The sequence below is a fragment of the Parvularcula sp. IMCC14364 genome (assembly GCF_030758415.1).
Lineage (GTDB): Bacteria > Pseudomonadota > Alphaproteobacteria > Caulobacterales > Parvularculaceae > Aquisalinus.
Genome location: NZ_CP132334.1, coordinates 653,611 through 675,070 on the forward strand (window position 1 = coordinate 653,611; position 21,460 = coordinate 675,070).

At 55.6% G+C, this 21,460-nt stretch carries 20 protein-coding genes and 2 tRNA genes; 14 read left to right on the top strand and 8 right to left on the bottom strand.

Annotation, left to right across the window (positions count from 1 at the left end):
• The first annotated feature begins 17 nt into the window (after positions 1-17).
• A complete protein-coding gene (locus tag RAL90_RS03195) occupies positions 18-1,478 on the top strand; it encodes an NAD(P)H-hydrate dehydratase (RefSeq protein ID WP_306253086.1) in 1,461 nt (486 codons plus the stop codon).
• Between the two features lie 77 nt (positions 1,479-1,555).
• Here the strand turns inward: RAL90_RS03195 and RAL90_RS03200 are convergent, their stop codons facing one another.
• The 3 genes from RAL90_RS03200 to RAL90_RS03210 form a co-directional block, all read right to left on the bottom strand.
• Positions 1,556-1,906 (bottom strand): YdbL family protein, encoded by a 351-nt coding sequence (locus tag RAL90_RS03200; RefSeq protein WP_306253087.1) that lies wholly within the window; start codon positions 1,904-1,906, stop codon positions 1,556-1,558.
• Positions 1,907-1,918: 12 nt separating this feature from the next.
• Complete coding sequence (locus RAL90_RS03205; RefSeq protein WP_306253088.1) at positions 1,919-2,131, bottom strand: YnbE family lipoprotein; 213 nt, start codon at positions 2,129-2,131, stop codon at positions 1,919-1,921.
• A gap of 88 nt (positions 2,132-2,219) precedes the next feature.
• Positions 2,220-5,084: a YdbH domain-containing protein gene (locus tag RAL90_RS03210; protein ID WP_306253089.1), complete on the bottom strand. Its 2,865-nt coding sequence runs from the start codon at positions 5,082-5,084 to the stop codon at positions 2,220-2,222.
• Between the two features lie 208 nt (positions 5,085-5,292).
• Between RAL90_RS03210 and RAL90_RS03215 the strand changes: the two genes are divergently transcribed.
• The 3 genes from RAL90_RS03215 (at position 5,293) to RAL90_RS03225 (ending at position 7,443) form a co-directional block, all read left to right on the top strand.
• Positions 5,293-5,377: transfer RNA gene (locus RAL90_RS03215), tRNA-Leu, on the top strand.
• Between the two features lie 157 nt (positions 5,378-5,534).
• Entirely contained in the window at positions 5,535-6,956 is a 1,422-nt protein-coding gene (gene tig, locus RAL90_RS03220; RefSeq protein WP_306253090.1) for a trigger factor, read from the top strand.
• Between the two features lie 112 nt (positions 6,957-7,068).
• Positions 7,069-7,443, top strand: coding sequence for a DUF4345 domain-containing protein (locus RAL90_RS03225; RefSeq protein WP_306253091.1), 375 nt, complete (start codon positions 7,069-7,071; stop codon positions 7,441-7,443).
• A 20-nt stretch (positions 7,444-7,463) separates the two neighbouring features.
• Here the strand turns inward: RAL90_RS03225 and RAL90_RS03230 are convergent, their stop codons facing one another.
• A complete protein-coding gene (locus RAL90_RS03230; protein ID WP_306253092.1) occupies positions 7,464-7,763 on the bottom strand; it encodes a hypothetical protein in 300 nt (99 codons plus the stop codon).
• A gap of 388 nt (positions 7,764-8,151) precedes the next feature.
• On the opposite strand from RAL90_RS03230, the gene RAL90_RS03235 reads away from it, so the two are divergent.
• On the top strand, positions 8,152-8,757 hold the full coding sequence (locus RAL90_RS03235; RefSeq protein WP_306253093.1) for a nitroreductase family protein: 606 nt from the start codon (positions 8,152-8,154) through the stop codon (positions 8,755-8,757).
• A 153-nt stretch (positions 8,758-8,910) separates the two neighbouring features.
• Here RAL90_RS03235 and RAL90_RS03240 read toward each other — a convergent pair.
• Positions 8,911-8,987, bottom strand: a tRNA-Met gene (locus tag RAL90_RS03240).
• Positions 8,988-9,343: 356 nt separating this feature from the next.
• On the opposite strand from RAL90_RS03240, the gene recA reads away from it, so the two are divergent.
• Positions 9,344-10,426, top strand: a complete 1,083-nt coding sequence (gene recA, locus RAL90_RS03245) for a recombinase RecA (RefSeq protein ID WP_306253094.1) — start codon at positions 9,344-9,346, stop codon at positions 10,424-10,426.
• Between the two features lie 210 nt (positions 10,427-10,636).
• A complete protein-coding gene (gene alaS / locus RAL90_RS03250) occupies positions 10,637-13,294 on the top strand; it encodes an alanine--tRNA ligase (RefSeq protein WP_306253095.1) in 2,658 nt (885 codons plus the stop codon).
• Between the two features lie 40 nt (positions 13,295-13,334).
• Here alaS and rpoH read toward each other — a convergent pair whose 3' ends face one another.
• Together rpoH and RAL90_RS03260 are read right to left on the bottom strand one after the other, a co-directional pair.
• A complete protein-coding gene (gene rpoH / locus RAL90_RS03255) occupies positions 13,335-14,237 on the bottom strand; it encodes an RNA polymerase sigma factor RpoH (protein WP_306253096.1) in 903 nt (300 codons plus the stop codon).
• A 149-nt stretch (positions 14,238-14,386) separates the two neighbouring features.
• Positions 14,387-15,430, bottom strand: a complete 1,044-nt coding sequence (locus RAL90_RS03260; protein WP_306253097.1) for an RluA family pseudouridine synthase — start codon at positions 15,428-15,430, stop codon at positions 14,387-14,389.
• A 48-nt stretch (positions 15,431-15,478) separates the two neighbouring features.
• Here RAL90_RS03260 and RAL90_RS03265 point away from each other — a divergent pair, with 48 nt between their 5' ends.
• The 7 genes from RAL90_RS03265 (at position 15,479) to pdeM (ending at position 20,859) form a co-directional block, all read left to right on the top strand.
• Entirely contained in the window at positions 15,479-15,868 is a 390-nt protein-coding gene (locus RAL90_RS03265) for a hypothetical protein (protein ID WP_306253098.1), read from the top strand.
• 346 nt (positions 15,869-16,214) lie between these two features.
• Complete coding sequence (locus RAL90_RS03270; RefSeq protein WP_306253099.1) at positions 16,215-16,841, top strand: hypothetical protein; 627 nt, start codon at positions 16,215-16,217, stop codon at positions 16,839-16,841.
• 10 nt (positions 16,842-16,851) lie between these two features.
• The gene (locus tag RAL90_RS03275; RefSeq protein WP_306253100.1) at positions 16,852-17,553 is read left to right on the top strand and encodes a hypothetical protein; all 702 of its coding nucleotides are present in this window, start codon (positions 16,852-16,854) and stop codon (positions 17,551-17,553) included.
• Positions 17,553-17,903 (top strand): transcriptional regulator, encoded by a 351-nt coding sequence (locus RAL90_RS03280; protein WP_306253101.1) that lies wholly within the window; start codon positions 17,553-17,555, stop codon positions 17,901-17,903. The genes RAL90_RS03275 and RAL90_RS03280 overlap by 1 nt, the downstream gene beginning before the upstream one ends.
• Positions 17,904-17,976: 73 nt before the next feature.
• Complete coding sequence (locus RAL90_RS03285) at positions 17,977-19,404, top strand: serine hydrolase (protein WP_306253102.1); 1,428 nt, start codon at positions 17,977-17,979, stop codon at positions 19,402-19,404.
• 41 nt (positions 19,405-19,445) lie between these two features.
• Entirely contained in the window at positions 19,446-20,066 is a 621-nt protein-coding gene (locus RAL90_RS03290) for a hypothetical protein (RefSeq protein ID WP_306253103.1), read from the top strand.
• An 88-nt stretch (positions 20,067-20,154) separates the two neighbouring features.
• A complete protein-coding gene (gene pdeM, locus RAL90_RS03295) occupies positions 20,155-20,859 on the top strand; it encodes a ligase-associated DNA damage response endonuclease PdeM (protein ID WP_306253104.1) in 705 nt (234 codons plus the stop codon).
• A gap of 7 nt (positions 20,860-20,866) precedes the next feature.
• On the opposite strand, the gene RAL90_RS03300 is transcribed toward pdeM, so the two are convergent.
• A complete protein-coding gene (locus RAL90_RS03300) occupies positions 20,867-21,403 on the bottom strand; it encodes a DUF3429 domain-containing protein (protein WP_306253105.1) in 537 nt (178 codons plus the stop codon).
• Between the last annotated feature and the right edge of the window lie 57 nt (positions 21,404-21,460).

Genomic DNA, 21,460 nt, shown 5'->3' on the forward strand with positions numbered 1-21,460 from the left:
AAGTGGTTTTGAGGGAAATGTTTGAACTGCTCACAACCGAACAGATGGCCCGTGCCGATCAACTGACCATTGCTGATGGAACCTCCGGCTACGCCCTGATGCAGGCGGCCGGGCAGGCGGTGGCGGACTTCCTGCGACAGCGCTGGAGCCTTCGTCCGGTGCTTGTGCTTTGTGGTCCCGGCAATAATGGTGGTGATGGTTACGTCATCGCACAGAGGTTGCGCGCGGCAGGGTGGCCAGTGCATCTCGCCTCACTAACAGACACCTCTTTACTGAAGGGCGACGCAGCGCTTGCCGAAGCTGACTGGCAGGGCCAGGTGCTGACCCCGGCGGCAATCGACTGGTCTGTGCCGCAGTTGATCGTGGATGCCCTGTTCGGTGCCGGTTTGAGCCGCCCGCTGGAGGGCGCTGGCGCAGAGATTGTCGCGCAGGTCAATCAGCTCGGCCTGCCGGTGATCGCCGTGGATGTGCCAAGCGGTCTCGACGGCAATACAGGCCGTGTAAGGGGTGCATCAATAGATGCTCTGCACACGGTAACATTTTTTCGCGCCAAGCCCGGGCATTATCTGCATCCGGGCAAGCGGCTTTGTGGTGAAGTTCATATCCGGAATATTGGAATTCCGGCACGCACCCTGACCGAGATTGTCCCGAACACTTTCCTGAATGAGCCGGACCTGTGGTGCAAAGTCTTTCCGAAGCCGGACGAAAAAGCACATAAATATGCCAGGGGCGCGGCTTATGTGCTCTGCGGTGGTCCGTTTGAAAGCGGCGCGGCCCGTCTTGGAGCCATGGCAGCTTTGCGCAGCGGGGCGGGGATCGTGAAGATGCTCTGCCCGGGGGCAGCCATGCAGGTGAATGCCTGCCACCTGACAGAAGTGATGCTGCAGCGTGCGGACAGTGCGGCAGATATCAGCGAGATCTTGTCTGACGGGCGCATCACGTCACTGCTTGCGGGACCAGGTCTGGGGGTCGGGCAGATAACGCGCGAGAAAGTGTTGGCAGCCCTCCGGCACAAGGAGCGCGTCGTCTTGGATGCAGATGCCCTCAGCAGTTTTCAGGATGATCCGGAGATGCTGTTTTCTGCTCTGCGGGCGGAGGATGTGTTAACCCCGCATCCGGGAGAATTTACCCGGTTGTTCGGCGATTTGCTGGTAGAAACCGGCGACCGTCTGTCCGCGGTCCGGCTGGCCGCAAGGCGCGCAGGCTGCGTTGTCTTGCTGAAAGGCGATGACACGGTTATTGCCACACCGTCAGGGCAGACCGCCATCAACGCCAATGGCTCACCATGGTTGGCAACGGCCGGATCAGGCGATGTATTGGCAGGCATCATCGCCGGGCTGGTAGCGCAAGGCATGCCGTCTTTTGAAGCAACCTGTGCATCTGTCTGGCTCCACGCGGAAGCAGGTCACCTCAGCGGCCCCGGCACGATCGCGGGAGATTTGGTAGAGGGGTTGCCGAACGTGTTGGGTCAGCTTTGAATATAAAATGCGTATATTGAAGAAACTGATCCTGGCAAGTCAGGAAGAAAACGGGACCACACTTCTTCAATTAGGCCTTATGGCTTGCGCACCCAGCCGTCGGTTGCCTCGACACATTCGCCGGTATTGGCTTTTTCGATCAGGTTCGCAGCTGCAATCTGGCCGACCTGTTGCACGGTGATGCCGCGCTGTTCGGCGATATTGGCATAGGCCGTCTTGCGCTGATTGTTGACCGAGCGCATTTCGCGCTCTGTCTCGGTAGAGATTGTCTTGCCATCCACTACACCCAGATAGCCATCTGACTGTTCGCCAATCAGGCACTGGTCCTTGGCGCTTTCAATGACGTTGTTCTGCGCCATGGCGAGACCGCCGGTGAGGGCGAGCGCCGCAGCTGCGGCGACGAGGGTTGATTTTACAGAAATACGCATGGGTCTTCTCCCTTAGAAAATGTCAGGATTGCTGGAGATCAGGTCTTCGACATCCTTGTCGACCTTGATCAGCAGTTCCTGGGTAATGTTGACATTGAGGTTGATCTCAATCGGCTTGTCTGGTGCTTCCAGCTTCACGGTTGCACAGCCAGCCATCAGGGCGCTGGCCGCTAACAGGGCAACGGGCGCACGAAACTTTGTGTCAGTCAGTCTGGACAGGGCCATCAATTATTCTCCTTCTGCCAGAATGCCGCGGGCTCGTGTCGAGATCATGGCAGGCTGGTCACAAAATCGCGAGAACGTGCCTAATATGTCAGGGCTTCACGCGCTCCGCATCTCCAAATTCCAATTCTAACCCCTTTTCCCCCACCAAGTCATCGAAAATAGCTTCCTTGCTTTGGCGTTGCTGATTGAGCTGCCGGATCAGGCCGGAAAGAGGGGCGTTGATATTGATGTTGAAATGAATGCCGGTGTCGTCGATCGACTGGCTGGTAATGCCTTCAAGGTCTGTGATGCCCTCAAGGCGCAGGCCAAGGCTGACATCCCCGGCAAGGTCGCCATTGATGGTCAGGACAAGCTGGTCGAAATCGAAGGAGCGCAGAGCCTCAAAGGCCAGCTTGCCGCCGGCACCGGCGTTTTCTGCGGCACGCTGCAGGGCAACGCTTTCATAGGCAATCTTGCCGGGCGTAATGGCGCGCAAGGTGCCGTTGCTGATTTTCGCACTGCCACCTTCAATGACCACAGGCAGGGTGCCATCAAGGCGTCCGGCACCGGAGAGGCCGTTCACGCCAAAAAATTCCAGCAACTGGGCAATGTCTATATTACTGACCGTCAAGGGCACGCTGATGGTGCTGCCATCCAGGGGCACCACGGCTTCCGTGATGCTCAGTGTGCCGCCAAACCAGGGCCAGACGGCGGAAAGCACCTGCATGGTGCCATCACCTGGGGCAGAAAACCGGATGTCGCCGTTTTCCAGTTTCAGCGCATCAAGGTCCACCAGGCCGATTTTTGCAGTCTGGACGCCGCGTGTGCGCAAGGGCAAAAGCCCGTCAAACTCTGCGTCGAGGGAGAGATTGCCAGTGCGGGTGACGGCGCGGGTAGGGCCGTTGAAAGTCAGGCCGTCCAGGGTGACGCTTGCGCCAGTCTGCAGGCCTTCACGCGCCAGCCGCAGCTGGACATTACCGGAAATGTTGCCGCCCGCATTTTCCACGTAACCTTTTAGGACTGGCAAGACATCGGTCAGTTGAAAACCCTCAGGGTTCAGCGTGAGCGGGCCGAAATTGAGCCGGGCTTCGCCGTCACGCGCGGTCAGGTCATAGTCACCTTGCAATGTCGAAAAACTGTCTGCCCCCGGAATGGCCAGATCACCGCTGAAACTGGCCTGTGCATCCCTGACGGTAAAGTTTCCGCTGAAGGAAAGCGGTGAGAAGGCGGTCGGTATGCGCAGGTCTTTCAGCGTGACGGTGTTTACGTCGCCGCTCATGCTGATGCTGCCGTCCTGATAGACCGCCCGTCCGCGCCCGTTCATGGCAGAAAGGTTGATAAGCTGATTGAGATCAATGCTGCCGCCATAAAGGCCTGCGCGTGCGGTGGCCGTGCGGTCTTTGATATCCAGACTGACGACAGCGCGCGGCGGTCGCCCTGTAATTGTAGTTTCGCCGATCTTTGTGTTCAGCGTGCTGGCGGTGATGATACCGTCTGCTCTTGCCACCAGCGCGCCTGTCTCATCCAGCGCTGCCGTCAGGACAATCGGTCCGGCAGCAGGGGGACAGAAGGCGGCATTGGTAAAGCGGAATGCGCCATTGCGCAGTGTGGCCGCCGGGCGCGCCAGTTCGATGCAGCCGCGCGGCACCGTTACTTCTGCTGTGCGGGTTTCTAGATTGGCCTCTACGGAAAAATCGCCCGAAAGGGGCAGATTGCGCAGAACCATGTTGTTGGTTTCAAGGCGTGAGGGCCCGCCGCTGATCCTCACATCCCCGCTGACCAGCGGTCCGTCAATCTCGCCTGAAAAACTTGCTGAGCCTGGTATCAGGGTGAATGTGTCTGCCTTCCATTCAGCCGTCGTGAAATCCGTCCTTACCCGGATCGGACCATCTCCTTCGCGCGCTATATCAATATGGCCCCCGGCGGGGGATGCTTTGAGGCCGTTGATACCATAGTCCAGATTCACCCATGAACGGGTGTCAGACCAGCGCCCGATAATGGTGCCGGCTGGTGCGCTCATCACGATGTCGAGGCCGGTATCTGTCTGGGCGGAGACATAGTTCTCATTGATGTTTTCAAGGCTGATGATCCCGCCCGCCAGCGTGATGAGGCCGCGGGCAGAAACGGCACTGGTGACGGGCATTTCTCCTGCGGCAAAGATCACATAATCTTTATAGGGAGAAAAAACATCGAGTGGCATGGCAGGTGCTGTGAGGTTGAAGGTTGCCCGTGCCTCGGTGTTATCGCGATCCTGCGCGAGAGAGAGGAAATCTGTCCCGGAAAAGGAGAGGGTCGCCTGCAGGTCAGGATAGACCCGGCCACCATTTTCAACCGAAAGCGCAGCGGCGGCGGCACCGTTGAAGCTGCGATCCGGGCGCATGGTGATGCTGGTTTCAAGCGCTGTCTCTTTCAGCGCTGTGTCACCATACCGGAAAACCCCTGAGGTGGCGGATAGTGTTGCCTGTCCGCCAACACGCCGGTCATATTCGGCCTGCAGGTGCAGACTGGCCTCACCGAAGTCTGATTGCAGAAGAATGTTGATATCCGACAGCGTGACCTGATCGAGCGTGAAGCTGGTGCTGTCACCGCCATCGGCGCCGCTGCGCAATTCGGCAAGGGGCAGACCGGCGATGGTCACATCATCTTCTGTCTGCGTGACCCGCAGGCTCAGGCCGTTCAGCGTGACGCGCTCAATCCTGCGCGCTCTCAGGTCAGCGATGGTCCAGTCAGCGCGGGCGCGTGTCAGCGTGAGGAGGGGCTTGCCGGCCTGGTCCGTACCGGCAGACAGGTTCTCTATAATGATGCCATCCCGTCCAAGGCCGGAAACCGTCAGTTCTGCCGGGGTCAGGCCACGTGCCTCCAGAGCCTGGCGGGCATAATGCTCTGCGATATCAAGGCGCCAGAGATAGAGCCCGGCCACGATCAGCATAACCAGGAGCACAATACCGACAGGAATGAGTAAAAGGCGTTTCACAAACTCGGATACTTTCTACGCAGCGATAGTTTACCAGACATTCGTGCTAACTGTCCTGAACTATTCCGGCAAAAAAGCGGCGCACGAAACCCGTTGCTATTCGTTGTCAATCCTCTCTCGACAACCGATGCAATTCTGCTAAACAGTCGCGCTCGCCTTGAAGGGTGGCCTTTGGACGGGTGTTCCCGACCTGAGGCCGTTTATTTTTGCGGCTGTGGCGGAATTGGTAGACGCACCAGATTTAGGTTCTGGCGCCGAGAGGTGTGGGAGTTCGAGTCTCCCCAGCCGCACCATTCAAGCCTGATTGGTCTCTGGCCAAAAAATTGATCCGGTGGATCGGTTTGACAGGTTGAATGCGCAGAACAGGGTGAAAGAGAGTTTTGGGTGTTGATGCCCGCAGATTAACGGTCCCGGCAGGGACGAACCGGTTGAAGTCAGGAAGCGACGAAAATGGAAGTCATAGAAAAGAGCAGCGAAGGCCTGTCACGCGAATTCACCATCAAGGTGCCATTCACAGAGCTGGATGGAAAACTTTCCGCCAAGCTGGAAGAAATGAAAGGCCAGGTCCACCTCAAGGGGTTCCGTCCGGGCAAGGCGCCGGTTTCCTTCCTGAAGAAGATGTATGGCAAGGGCATGATGGGGGAACTCATTCAGGAGACAGTGAATGAGGCCAGCCAGAAAGCGCTTGATGACAACAATCTGCAACCGGCCATGCCGCCGCATCCGCATTTTCGCGATGGACTGATTGATGATGTTGTCGCCGGTAAGGCTGACCTTGAATATGACATGCATGTCGAGGTGTTGCCGGAAATTGAACCGGCAGATGTTGCCTCACTGAAGCTGACCAAAATGGTTGCCGATGTGCCGCAGGAAGATATTGACGAAACCCTCAAGAACATTGCTGACCAGAACAAAAGCTACAAGGCCCGTGGCAAGACAGCCAAGTCGAAAGACGGCGACAAGCTGATTATCGACTTTGTTGGCCGTCTGGATGGCGAAGAGTTTGAAGGCGGAAAAGCCGAAGGCACAGAACTTGTGCTCGGCTCAGCCCAGTTTATTCCCGGCTTTGAAGAGCAGCTTGTTGGCACCAAGGCTGGTGACAAGAAAGATGTGACCGTGACGTTCCCCGACGAGTATGCTGCAGAGCATCTTGCCGGGAAGGAAGCCGTGTTTGAAGTGGACGTGACAGAGGTTCAGGCCCCTGAAACCGTCGAGATCGACGATGATATGGCCAAGAATGTTGGCTTCGACGATCTTGCCGCACTGACCGAAAGCGTCAAGGAGCGCCTTCAGCAGTCCTTTTCCGGCCAGAGCCGTCTGCATATGAAGCGCCATATTCTCGACAAGCTGGATGGTCTGCATGACTTCGATCTGCCACCGGGCATGGTCAATGCCGAGTTTGACCAGATCTGGCAGCAGGTTCAGCAGGCCGAGCTTGATGACGAAGATAAGGAAAAGCCTGAGGAAGAACTCAAGGAAGAATATCGCAAGATTGCCGAGCGCCGTGTGCGCCTTGGTCTGGTGCTCGCAGAAATCGGCAAACGCGCCGAAGTGGAAGTCCCACAGGAAGACATGAACCGGGCCCTGCAAATGCAGGCGCAACAGTTCGGTATGCCTATCCAGCAGCTTGCCGAATTCTATCAGGGCAACCCGCAGGCACTGGCGCAACTGCGCGCGCCGCTTTTCGAGGACCGTGTTGTCGATTATATCATCGAGCGCGCCGAGGTGACGGAGAAGACCGTCAGCAAGGAAGATCTGATGAAGGACCCGGACGAAGACGAGGCAGCACCTGCTGCCGAAGCAAAGCCGGCCAAGAAAAAGGTCGCCAAGAAGAAAGCAGCCAAGAAAACGGATGCTGGCGAAGAAGAATAGGCGCCGCCTGTTCGGGTCGAGAGATCAAAAAGAGAAAAGCCCCGCCAGAACCTGCGGGGCTTTTTCATGTCTGCCTGCTATATCAAGTGAACCGTAATTCAGGAGATGAAAAATGTTGCGACTATTCCTGTGCTTTCAGGCGCTGATCTTTCTCGCGTTTGGTATCACCATGCTGTTGCAGCCGATTGAACTGGCGGCGCGCATGGGCATGGAGATCGGCGGCCGCAATGGCAGCTTCGAGATGCGTGGCATCTATGGCGGCGTCAGCATGGCGATAGCGGTGCTCTGTCTGGCCGGGGCAATGCGGGTGCAGCATTATGCACGCCCGGCCCTTATTTTTCTGATCACCTATATGGGCGGCTATCTGTTCGCCCGTGTTGCTGCCATTCTGCTGGAAGGGGCACCATCACCAGACTTCTGGCTGTTCATTTTCTTCGAAGCCGTCACCGGCCTGTGCGCGCTGCTGCTGTTGCGTCATAAAGTGTGACCGGTGAGCGCTGTCTGGTGTCAGCCATACAGCGTTGCAAAGAGCGGTGTCGTGACGATACCAAACGCAAGGCCCGTGCACAGTCCGAGCAAACTCAGTTTTCTGAAGGAAAATAACCTGATGTTTCTGTTGCGCTCGGAATAACCGATAATACGGGCAAGGATGGAATTGGATACGCTGTCCGATATAAACGGCACGGAGATGAAGATGAGAACCACAATAGATACAGCTGCTATAGCCGTCTGGGCAAAATATTCTGTATGCCCATTCAGTATAAAGGCTCCCAGGGAGAGATAGAGGTCGTGTCCGACCAGATACATGAGTGAGCAGGTCCAAAGAGCTATGCCGATGAACCAACCATTAAAAAAATTCCTACATAATCGTTCCATGTAGTAACTTGTATCAAAAATTGTTTAACAAGTTGTATAAAACAGTCTCTTGTCGAGGTATATACTGGGAATTATAAATCCGTATATTAACCATGTTTGAGGCCGTGCCTCAGTCAGGGTCGGCAACCACTGGGCACGGGTTTGGATTAACCAATCCGGCATTTTCTGCGCCGGTCTTTAAGGGGCAGCTACTGGTCGCTCGGGCAGGTTTCTCAACAATATGTGATCGCTGTCATGCCATCCTCTGGTCCGGTCCGGTTGTTGTTTCCATGAAAATGCGGCACCTGTGTCCGGGTGATTCAGGTCAGAGGAGATGATAATGGATACATTCGAGGCGATTGAGGCAAGGCGCTCCATCAAAGAGTATGATGCAAGCCATCAGCTGACGACGGAAGAAGAAGAGAAACTGTTGCAGGCTGCCATCAAGGCGCCGACCAGTTTCAACATTCAGCACTGGCGGTTTGTCATCCTGCGTGACCCGGAACTGCGTGCCAAAATCCGCAAAGATTTCGGCAACAATCAGGCACAGATGACGGATGCGTCGCTGCTTATTCTGATGACAGCGGATGCGTCCGCATGGAAAAAATCCCCTGAGCGCTACTGGACAAACGCCCCGACCGAGGTCGCAGATTTGCTGGTCAACTGGATGGGCCCATTCCATGAAGGACGCGAATGGTTGCAGCGTGATGAGGCGCAGCGCTCGATCGGTATGGCCATGCAGACCATCATGCTTGCGGCAACAGCCATGGGGTATCATTCATGCCCGATGATCGGTTTTGATATTGAAGAGGTCGCCAAGCTGATCAACTTGCCGGAAGATCACGTGATGGGCCCGATGATTGCCATCGGCAAGGGGACAAAAGAACCGTGGCCGCGTCCCGGGCAGGTGCCTCTGTCTGAAATTGTGGTGGAAAACACCTTTTAAGCGTCAGAATTGGGGGAGGGCATGTCCCTCTCCCTGCTTATTCAGATACCAACCTGGGGCCTGCACAGTTTTCATAGGCGCAAAATCAGGCTGATACAGTTCAGGTGTCATGATAAAACGCATGATACCTGCTCCATTGCTCTGAAAAAAAATTGGTAGCGGAGGAGAGACTTGAACTCCCGACACGCGGATTATGATTCCGCTGCTCTAACCACCTGAGCTACTCCGCCACAAAGCACGATTGCCGCAAATGCCAGCAGTCGTGAGGAAGGGTATAAAAGCGAACGCGCGCGGCTTGTCAATCTGAAACTCGCGCGCCGCTGGCCTACCTGTGACGACGGCACCACAATAATTCCGGCGTCACAACACCCCGAAGTATCATCTGAATATTTTCTGGCACAGAATCACCTCACCTGTGATGTGTCAGAGAATATAAGTGTTCTGTCGCGGCGCGAACACGGGGAGAACAAATTTCAAAATGTAAGTAAAATCAATATCTTGGACATATTGACAATTGAGAACAAAATGCGTACATATGATTTCAGTTTCACGACTCGGTTGAGTGTGACAGAGATAAGAGGCAGACATGGCAAATAATCTTAGAGTAGTTGAAGGCGGCAACATGGACAGGAAAAAAGCACTCGATGCAGCGTTGTCTCAGATAGACAAGGCCTTCGGCAAAGGCTCGGTGATGAAGCTGGGCGACAAGGAAGTCGTTCAAATTGAGTCAGTTTCCACAGGGTCCATCGGGCTTGATATTGCGCTTGGTATTGGGGGGCTGCCCAAGGGACGCATTGTTGAGATTTACGGGCCAGAGAGTTCCGGCAAAACGACACTTGCCCTGCATTGTGCGGCGGAATCGCAAAAATCCGGCGGCGTCGCGGCCTTCATTGATGCTGAGCACGCGCTTGATCCGATTTATGCCCGAAAACTGGGGGTTGATCTTGAGGAACTGCTTATTTCCCAGCCAGATACCGGGGAGCAGGCGCTGGAAATTGCAGACACGCTGGTGCGCTCCGGCGCGGTGGATATTCTGATTATTGACTCTGTGGCCGCGCTGACGCCGCGTGCTGAACTTGAAGGGGAAATGGGCGACAGTCTGCCGGGATTGCAGGCGCGGCTCATGAGTCAGGCGCTGCGCAAGCTGACCGGCTCCATTTCAAAGTCGAACTGCCTTGTTGTGTTCATCAACCAGATTCGGATGAAAATCGGGGTCATGTTCGGGTCACCCGAAACGACAACAGGCGGCAATGCCCTGAAATTCTATTCTTCTGTCCGGCTCGACATCCGCCGCATTGGCGCGATCAAGCAGCGCGATGAAGTGGTTGGCAACCAGACCCGTGTGAAGGTGGTCAAGAACAAGGTCGCCCCACCGTTCAAGCAGGTCGAGTTCGACATCATGTATGGCGAGGGGGTCAGCAAGATGGGCGAACTGATTGATCTTGGTGTGCTGGGCAATGTCGTGGAAAAATCCGGCTCCTGGTATTCCTATAATTCCGAACGGATCGGGCAGGGGCGTGAGAACGCCAAACAGTTCCTGCGTGACCATCCGGAGATGGCGGGCGAGATTGAAAATGCCATCCGTCGAAATGCCGGCCTGATCGCGGATGACCTGCTGGTCAGCCCGGGAGCACAGGATGAAGATGACGACAGCGCGCTGGAAGCCTGATTGTCCAAAGAGGTCTTTCCCAAGGGTGTCTTTCCCTGGGGCGTCGCATTCTCAGTCATGGTTTTGCACGAGGTGTTAGCCTGCCTCAAAACTGACCGGCAGTGTTCGGGGCGTCAAAGTCCTCCACGCCGGTCTTTTTTGCGTTTCAGGGCAGTGCCTCCGCACTTGCCCATTGCACGGGACGGCACAGCAACCTAAATCCTCATTCCCATGCAGAGCGTAAACGATATCCGATCCACTTTTCTCGACTTCTATGCCGGTCGCGGCCATGAAGTTGTGACATCCGCCCCACTGGTTCCGCAGAATGACCCGACCTTGCTGTTCGTCAATGCGGGGATGGTGCCGTTCAAAAATGTTTTTACCGGTGCGGAGAAAAAAAATTATGTCCGTGCCACCTCCTCGCAGAAATGCGTCAGGGCAGGGGGCAAGCATAACGATCTCGACAATGTCGGTTACACGGCGCGTCATCACACTTTTTTCGAGATGCTCGGCAATTTTTCCTTTGGCGACTATTTCAAGGAAGAGGCGATTGAATCAGCCTGGAAGCTGATCACCGGTGAATATGGCCTGCCTGCGGACAGGTTGACCGTCACGGTTTATCACACTGATGATGAAGCATTTGCGCTCTGGAAAAAAATTGCAGGCCTGCCGGAGGAGAAAATAATCCGCATTTCCACATCGGACAATTTCTGGTCGATGGGCGATGTTGGTCCGTGTGGTCCATGCTCCGAGATATTCTACGATCACGGGCCAGATATTCCGGGCGGCCCTCCGGGGTCTCCCGATGAAGATGGTGACCGCTTCATTGAAATCTGGAACCTCGTGTTCATGCAGTTCGAACGCCATGCCGACGGGCGTGAAACCGATTTGCCAAGCCCGTCGATTGATACCGGGATGGGCCTTGAGCGGATTGCGACTGTGCTGCAGGGTAAACACGATAATTACGATATTGACCTGTTCCAGAAGATCATTTCTGCCTCTGCCGATCTGACAGGTCAGGCACCTGATGGCGATATGGCTGTCGCGCATCGCGTTGTTGCCGATCACTTGCGCTCCTGCGCGTTTCTCATTGCTGATGGTGTCACGCCTTCGAATGAGGGACGTGGCTATGTGCTGCGCCGTATCATGCGCCGTGGCATGAGATATGCCTATAATCTTGGGGCAAAAGATCCGCTCATGGCACAGTTGATCCCTGTGCTGACATCGGAAATGGGGCAGGCTTTTCCTGAGCTGGAGCGCGCAAAAAGTCTGATAACCCAGACACTCAATTCTGAAGAAAAAAAGTTTCGCGGCCTCCTGGAGCGCGGCCTGCGTATTCTGGGTGACGAGCTTGAAAACCTGGGGGAAGGAGAAAAATTACCCGGTGAGGCAGCGTTCCGCCTTTATGACACCTATGGCTTTCCGCTTGACCTGACGCAGGATGCCTTGCGGCGCGAAGGGCTTGAGGTGGATACGGATGGTTTTGATGCCGCCATGGCAGCGCAAAAAGCGGCGGCGCGGGCCAACTGGGCAGGCACAGGCGATGCTGCCTCTGAAGCGGTTTACTTCGACATACGTGAACGGGATGGTGCCACTGAATTCATTGGCTATCTCCACGATAGTGCGGAGGGCGTTGTGCGTGCGCTCATTCGTGATAACCAGACGGTTGAGCAGGCGAGCGCAGGTGACCGTGTGGAGATTATTGTCAACCAGACTCCCTTCTACGCGGAGTCAGGGGGGCAGATTGGCGATACTGGCGTTATCCGGACGGATAGTGGCGCTGTGATCGAGGTGGAAGATACGCGCAAGCGTGTGGGTGCCTTGCACGGCCACCTCGGCACAATCAAGTCCGGCACTCTCAACATCAATGAGCTTGTCACACTCGAAATTGATACAGACCGGCGCAGTCGTATCCGTGCCAACCACTCTGTGACCCATCTTGCGCACAAGGCGCTGCGTGATGTTCTGGGCGATCACGTTACCCAGAAGGGCTCGCAGGTCGCCGATGACAGAATGCGTTTTGATTTCTCTCACGATGAATCCATGTCGCGTGAAGAGATTGCGCGCATTGAGCGGGAGGTTAATGGGATTATCCGCCAGAACGGAGCTGTCCAGACACAAATCATGTCTTATGATGCAGCGGTTGATGCCGGTGCCATGGCCCTGTTCGGCGAGAAATACGAAGAAGATGTTCGTGTCCTGAGTATGGGATATGAACCTGATGATGGTGAGCGGTTCTATTCAGTTGAATTGTGTGGTGGCACCCATGTGCAGCGCACAGGGGATATTGGCCTTTTTACCATCGTCTCGGAAAGCGCCGTTGCTTCAGGCATTCGCCGTATCGAAGTCATGACCGGTGAAGCGGCCCGCCAACACCTCATTGCCGAGGCGGAGCGAACCCGCACAGCGGCGGAAACTCTGAAAGTACCGCCGGCAGAACTGCCGTCACGCGTTGGCGCTTTATTGGAAGAGCGCAAGAAGCTTGACCGTGAGCTGACAAATTTGCGCAAGCAGCTGGCTCTGGGCGGCAGTGCAGGCGCCACCGATGCCAATGCACCAGAGCAGATCAATGGTATTTCATTTATTGGCAAAGTGCTGCAGGGCGTGCCGGCAAAAGAATTGCGGGGCATGGTAGATGAAGCCAAAGCCAAACTTGAGAAAGGGGTCGTTGCTTTTGTCGCAGTGAATGAGGGCAAGGCCTCCCTCACAGTCGGTGTGACAGATGATCTCTCTACGGATGTAAGTGCTGTTGATCTTGTGCGCGCAGGCGCTGAGGCCATTGGCGGGAAGGGCGGCGGCGGGCGACCGGATATGGCGCAGGCCGGCGGCCCTGACGGGCAGGATGCCGATAAGGCGTTAAAGGCGATTTCCGGAAAGCTGGGCAGCTGATAGCCCGGCACTCAGGCAAATTCAGCGCTCAGGTTCTGACCTAACTGGCGACTTGGCGCATTTCCTTGTCGAGTTTTTTCATCGCCCGTTGCAGCTTTTCAAAAGCACGCACCTCAATCTGCCGGATGCGTTCTCTCGATACGCCATATTCCGTGGAGAGTTCCTCGAGCGTTTTTGGCTGATCTGACAGGCGACGTTCCGTGATGATATGCTGCTCGCGCTCGTTCAATTCGCCCAGCGCTGTCTGAAGCAGTTCCATGCGGGTATCAAACTCGTCATCCTTGACCAGCTGTGCTTCCGGATTGACCGCGTTTTCATCAACCAGCCAGTCCTGCCATTCGCTGGACCCTTCGGCGTCGTTACGCATAGGGGCGTTCAGTGAGTTGTCGCCGCCGGACATGCGGCGGTTCATGGAGACAACCTCGTCTTCATTCACGCCCAGCTTGGTGGCGATATGCTCAACTTCTTCGGGTTTCAGGTCGCCATCATCTACGGCGTCAATTTGTCCCTTGATCTTGCGCAGATTGAAAAAGAGTTTCTTCTGTGCCGCCGTCGTCCCAATTTTTACCAGCGACCATGAGCGCAGGATATATTCCTGAATAGCCGCCCTGATCCACCACATGGCATAGGTGGACAGCCGGAAGCCTTTTTCGGGGTCGAATTTTTTCACGGCCTGCATCAGACCGACATTCCCTTCTGAAATCACTTCGCCAACGGGCAGGCCGTAACCGCGATAGCCCATGGCGATTTTCGCCACCAGTCTCAGGTGTGAGGTGATGAGTTCCTGTGCCGCACCGGCATCGCCATGCTCCTTGAAGCGTTTGGCCAGCATATATTCCTGACCCTGCTCCAGCATGGGAAATTTGCGTATTTCTGACAGATAGCGCGAAAGACCGCCCTCGGGGGTCAGCGCTGTACCGATTGTGGTAAGTGCATTTGCCATTATGTAGATGTCCCTCTCGACTGGCGACGACACAAGCCCTTCTGCGCCCCGCCACATACGATATATGGGGGCTCCTATGCGTCATGAGAAGGGAGCAGGCAAAAAATATGCCTCTCGCCGGATCACGACAGCTTGAGTAGTTTCAATAACTATAAAGTGCGCAGGGCGGCCTGAAGTTCCCCAAAGTCTACAGGTGGCTCTGTGGTAAAGGAGAGAGGCTCGCCTGTTACGGGGTGATCAAAACCAAGTTCGGTCGCGTGCAGGGCCTGTCGCCGGAAGCTGCGTAACAGGTCTATGGCCGTTATCGCTTCTTCATCCACAGGGCGCAAACCGGAGAGGCCAGGCCCCCGCCCGTAAGTCTGGTCGCCAAGCAGGGGATGACCGATATGGGCCATATGCACCCTGATCTGGTGTGTGCGACCGGTTTCAAGCTGGCAGGCGACGAGTGCGGCCAGCGAATCCCCCGGTAGTTTGGCTCGGCCCTGGCCGTATGTTTCACGCACCTTGTAGTGCGTAATGGCCTCGCGGGCGGACTGATGCTCATGGATATCCGCGACGGCCATTTTCTTGCGGTCCTGGCTTGCTCTGGCGATACCCGTTGCGATGGTGCCGAGCCCGGGTCTGGGGGAGCCATGCACGATCGCCAGATAAGTGCGGCTGATTGTGTGTGTTGCGAACAGTTCTGACAGGCCGTGATGGGCTGCATCATTCTTGGCCACCACCATGACGCCCGATGTGTCCTTGTCCAGCCGGTGCACGATGCCGGGTCTGGCGACGCCGCCAATACCGGAAAGGCTTTCCCGGCAGTGATGGAGCAGGGCATTGACCAGTGTTCCGGTCTGGTTGCCGGCACCGGGGTGCACAACCATGCCTGCTGGCTTGTTGATGATAATGAGGTCGGCATCTTCGAACAGGATATCGAGGGGTATATCCTCAGGTTCAGGTTCTGCTTCTTCAATGGCAGGCAGTTGCAGTTGATAAGTCTCGCCAACGCGAATTTTGGCCGAGGCATCGTGCACGATGCTTTCGTCGCGCCTGACAAGGCCATCCGCGATGAGGGCCTTGAGGCGGGAACGACTCAAGTCCTCCACGCAGTCTGCCAGCCATTTGTCGAGGCGGGCGCCTGCGTCTTCTTCAGCAACGCTGAAGGCCAACAGTTCGTTTTGCTTGTTGTCTTGTTCGGGTATTGTCATAAGCATTGCCTGACGCGGGCGTGCCGCGAAGTCAATCAGGAGGTCGCGATGACAGACAAGACCCCATCGAACACTGAAACGGTCATACCGGAGGGCGACGCACCGCCAGTGGACAATCTGATTGCCATGAAAGTGCTGGTCATTTTTCTAGGGGTGATACTGGTCGGATGTGCCGTGGCTTTTTTCTCCATTTTGTTGCTGATGGATACGGATGAGGCGCCTCAATCAGCCCAGTTGCCGCAAATGGCTGTGGAGCTGGCGCTTGATGAGGAGATTACCAATATGACGCTGGACGGGAACGACCTTGCTTTACAGATCGAAGGTCCGTCCGGCAGGCGCATTATAATCGTTAATCCTTACACGGCTGATCACAAGGCCGTGATAAACCTGACACCTGATCCAGTGCCACTCAACAAACCCGAGGCTGTCAAAGACTGAGGCAGGGACTGATAACAGGAATGTAATCAGAAAAATCATGCCCGGCCCTTTTCTTGGCGTAATTAAAGGTTACCTTGTTTGCTTGGTTGAGGCTCAAACCTCGATCAGCGGGGTGCCAAATATCCCCTCGTTCCCCCTCGATGGCACCCCGCATTTTATTTCCTCATAAAGGTTTTGTCAGCAATCATTCAGCGCGAACACTGAGTTTGAGTCGTAACACCTCTCATCAGTGCTTACGCATGGATCATGTTGGCAAATCAGGCCATGTTAATCGACAGTCCTGATTTTGTTGACTTTTGCGCTTTGAAATATAAAGTTATTTACATGTTCCATGGAGACAGGTGAGATGAAGAAGTCAAATGCCGAAGACGATCTGGCATATGTGCGCGCCATTGCGGAAGAGGGGCGTAACGTACCGCTGGTAAGCGGCAGTTCATTTATAGTCTGGGGGGGTATTATCGGCACAACGGCCCTGATCCAGTTTTTCATGTCCTTGGGGGTTCTACCAAGCGTAAATATGATTGCACTGTGGTCAACTGCTTTCGTCCTGGGCTGGACGGTTGGCACTGTTGTCAGTAACCGGAGCAACCAAGCGCCGGGCGCCAGTAGTGTTGGCAACCGGATCGTGGGAGCCGTCTGGAGCGCTTGCGGCATTTTCATTTCTTTGTACTGGCTGTCATTGGTGGCTGCCTATTTTCTGTATCGCGGCGACCTTGCGCCGGTGGGCTTCCTGTTTGCGACGATGTTTCCGGTTGCCTTCGGCATTTATGGCGTCGCTTTCTACGTAACAGCCATTGCGGCCAATCAAAGCTGGTACAAATGGGTGTCTGTTGGTTCATGGACTATTTCAGTCATTCTGATTTTAACACTGATGACAGACATGATGTTGCTGCTTTCGGCATTGGGAACCTATGCGGTGGTTCTCGCGCCAGGGCTCATCATGTTGAAAGATCAGCCCTCTGATATTGTATGAAAGGTCAGCTATGTCCGAAAACACGATAAGCCCGGCACAGGCAGAACAGCGCCTGTCGTCACCGGCTGATGATCTGGCAATGATCCGCGAGTTGGCGGAAGAGGGGCGGATGCAGCCCTTGCAGGGCGGCAAGTATCTTGTGATGTGGGGTATCATTTCATCTATCGGCCTTGCCTTTACGGGACTGCTTGTTTCCGGCCTTCTGGACCTGCCTGGCTATTCAGTGATGATTTTCTGGGGCGCAGTTTCGACCTTCGGGGGGGTAATGTCTGGAAGATGGTCAAAACAGGGACAGGGGACAACGCTGAGCGAAAGTATCGGGAGTAAGGTCGAGGCCATGGTCTGGACAATAGCGGGCGTTTTTCTCTCCATTATTGCAATTATGTTGTTTAGTATGCCGATTTATGCGGGACCTCGGCTTGAGGCCATGGGACTCGAGTATGGTGTCCTGTTTGGCATGATGTCGCCAATCGTGTTCGGGCTTTATGCGATCTGCCTCGCGGCCACTTCTGTTGCCGGCAGGGCACCGTGGCTGCGCCCTTTCGTCATTCTGGCATTCCTGTTTTCTGCTCTGACAATGCTGCTGATCATGAGCTACTGGCAGTTTGTCGCGGCCATAATCGGCGTCCTCGCAACGACGGTTGTGCCCGGTCTGATCATGCTGGACAAAAACAGGAAAGCACAGGGGCAGATTGCACAGGGAATGACCTGATGTCGAATAAGTCGCCCGGTGATGACGGGCCAACAGATACGGCTGAGACATACGACTATCGGGAAATTGATGACCTGATCCATGGGCGTGTGCGACTGGCGCTGATGGCTTTTCTCTCGGGAGCTGGTACGGCGGAGTTCACTGACCTGCGCAAACGCATTGGGGTGACTGACGGCAATCTCTCGATCCATATCCGCAAGCTGGAAGATGCCGGATATATTGATGTTGAAAAACGCTTCAAGGAGCGGCGCCCCCAGACATTATGCCACCTGACGGAAAAGGGGCGGGCGGCATGGATAGACTATATTGCCCAGATGGAATCCCTGCTCAGCCCCAAAGCCGCCGAATAAGTCCACTGCTCATCTGATGACAAGCCTGTCAGCGCAGGCTAGACTGTCAAGACTTTGAGTTATGGGGGTATTCATGGGGTTCCTGCGTATTATTGCTGTCATTCTGCTTGGTGTGGTGCTGGTTGCCTATGCCGGACTGAAATATTCTGTGGTTGGCCAGCGTATGTTGCCGACAGGGGCGGGCATAACAGCCAAGCAACTCTGTTCACTGGTTTTTGTCGCGGAGATTGAAGAGGCGCGGGCCAAGGCGATGTATCTTGATCCATTGCTGGAACAGTTCCCGATCCCTGTGAATGTCGAGACGGATTATTCGGAAGGCAGTGTCACGGCCAATGTGCCGGGCTTTGTGCGCCAAAAAGCGCAACACCGGGCCGGCTATGGCTGTACGCTGGTGCATGACCCAAAAGCCGGACTGCAAAGCGCCCCCGGTGCAAAGCCGTTATCACCTGAGATGCCGCTGGATGTGGTCCATCGTGATGCTGTCTTTGACAGCAATAAACTAGAAGCTGCACTGGATGAAGCCTTCGCGCAGTCGCCCACCCGCAGCCTGCCACGCAATACGCTGGTTGTGGCGGTATTGCATGATGGCAAGCTGGTAGCTGAGCGGTATGCGGATGGTATTACACCGACAACCCGGTTGCCGGGTTGGTCCATGACCAAAAGCGTGACAGCTACCATTGCCGGTATTCTGGTACAGCAGGGCAGGCTGGATGTGTCCCGGGCCGGGGCGTTGAAGGAGTGGCGTGGCACCGGTGCACCGCAGGAGGATATCACCGTCGATCACCTTCTGCGCATGACCAGTGGCCTGTTGATGACTGAACGTAACAACGGGCGGGACCCCAATTCACAGATGCTGTTTATCGAGCCGGACGGCGCGCATTATTCAGCAACGCGGGAGCTGCATCAGCCTGTTGGTTCGTATTACGAATATATGAGTGGCAGCACCGTGCTGGCCATGCGTGCCCTGCAGGAAGCGATTGGGGGCGACCTTGCCACGGCACTGGCATTCATTCAGGAAAACCTTTTTGCTCCGCTTGGCATGACCCATGCCGTGATGGAGCCAGACCAGTCTGGCACTTTTATCGGCAGTTCCTTCATGCTGGCGTCGGCGCGGGACTGGGCGCGGTTCGGGCAGCTCTATATTGATGGCGGGCGTGCTGGCGGTGCGCAGATCATACCTGGGAACTGGATTGATTATGTGACCACGCATACAGAGCAGTCTGGTGCCAATGGCTATGGGGCGTCGTTCTGGATTATCACGGATGCCCAGCGCGAAAAGGATGAGACCCTGGCGGCCCTGCCTGAAGATACATTCTCGGCGCGTGGCTTTCAGGGGCAGTACACCCATATCATCCCCTCAGAGGGACTGGTTGTTGTGCGCCTTGGCGCGACCAATGACTACTGGATCGATGATCCGGAACTGTTGCCCTTGCAAGTGATTCAGGCCATGCGCGCAGAACCGCAAACTGACGGTGAGAGTAGTGCTGACAGCCAGGACTGAATTTGCTATTATCTTCTTTGAGCATTGGGAGTTGGGGAACAATGGCCAGTAATAATGATGACAATCGCAGTCGGCTGATTGCCATAGTAGCGATATTGCTGCTAGTGGCTGGCGGGGCCGGTATCATGTGGTTCCTTGGCGGCAATGATGGCGAGGAAGAAAGCGACATCGCAGTGCTGGATGTTCCTGCGGCTGAGCCAGATCCCGTAGAAGACCCGGCACCAGAGCCCTGGGTTGAGCCAGAGCCTGAAATTCTCCCCCCGACAGAGCCTGATCCACTACCGGAAGAGCCGGAAGTTGTGCCGGTTGCCTGTGCTTTTCCGGGTGATGGCTTTATTCAGGCACCGCACGGTTTCAGGCCAGCCCAGCAATATGTCGAGTTTGACCCGCCACAATATCTCAGTGGCTATGATGGCGCATCACTCCCACTGATTACTGATGGAGATGGTGAGGCATGTGTGGCCTTGACATACGACATCTCCGACAGAGGTCGCCCGGTCAATGTGCAGGTTCTGGATGCTCAGGGCCGCGAAGGGGTGGTTGATGATTATGCAGACCGTGCGCGCACTGCGCTGTCTACCCGGCGTTACCTGCCCGGCGCGCGCAATGACAAGCCGGTGCGTATCGACAATAATTTCCTGATCGTGCGTTTTCAGGGTTAGGGCCTGTCTTTATCAAGCGCTGTTAATCGAAACTGGCGCGCGCCATCTGGCTCTCGCCTTTTTCAATGACTCTGCGTAATCTGTTCACATGGCCCTGACAGCGCAACAACATAACACGACCATTGCGTCTTCTCTGGCTGGCATAACCGTTGCCTATGATTGCGCGGGGGCCCTGTATCTGCCTGATGCGCAGACGCTGGTTTTTTCTGATCTTCATTTTGAAAAGGGCAGTTCATACGGGCGCAAGGGACTTTTCCTGCCGCCTTATGACACGCGCCGCACACTGATGACCATGCTGGAGGTCATTGAGCGCTGGCAACCGCATTCAATCATTTCCCTTGGCGATGCATTTCACGATGGCGGCGCTGAAGCGCGTATGAGCGAAGATGACCGCGACCTTCTTTGTCAGCTGACGGAGAAATATGACTGGATATGGATCCTCGGGAATCACGATCCGACGCCGCCCCGATATCTTGCCGGCAAAGCCTGTGCGGAGATCACGGTCGGGGGGCTCTCATTTTCCCATGAGCCATGTGAGCGTGGCAACTGGCAGGTGGCCGGGCATTTCCATCCAGCCGCAAAAGTGCGCCGTGGCGGGCGCGCCGTGCGCAGGCGCTGTTTCATGACAGATGGTGCGCGCCTGATCATGCCGGCTTTTGGTGCCTATACAGGCGGCCTGAATGTCCGCGATAGCGCTTACCAGCCATATTTCCCGGAGGGATTCGCTGCCCTGATGCTGGGATCAGAACAGGTCTGGCAGGTTGCATCTGCAGAATTGAAGCCGGATAATTAGCGGATTACTACCAGCCGAGGCTCATCATCCGCATCATCGACAAAATGAAAATCAGGCTCAGGAACATCGTGATCTTGAGGCGTAACGGGCCGTACCAGGCCGGGGCAAAGCCATCACGTGAGGCGTTGCGGTCAGCCTGCATCAACAGCACAAAGGCGATCAGCAGAACAAGGTGGCGCACCACATAGGTCGGGGCGATGCCGGGTATGAGATTGGCCGGGATAACGGCGAGCCAGCCAACCAGCGGCGGTATGACCGAGTTGGTCAACTGATTGAGGGTGACATACTCACTAATGGTCTTGTTGTTGAGCATGGCAAGGCCCCAGCGAATGCCGCCCATGAATGACAGGATGATGGCACCATATAGCAATTCCCAGCGTAACAGCGCGTAAGCATAATTTGCCGGAAAGACCAGTGGGCTGAACCAGATATAAAAAGCGGTACCCAGAAAAGGCAGCAAGCCGGCATAAGCCAGCCATGTGGCTCGTTCTTCCAGTGGCCCCATAGGTGCCTGTGGTTTTGCAGTGTTACTCAACTCAGTCATATGCCCCAATTCCCAAGGCCCTTACTGTAACACATAATCACAGCACGAACAGGGGGC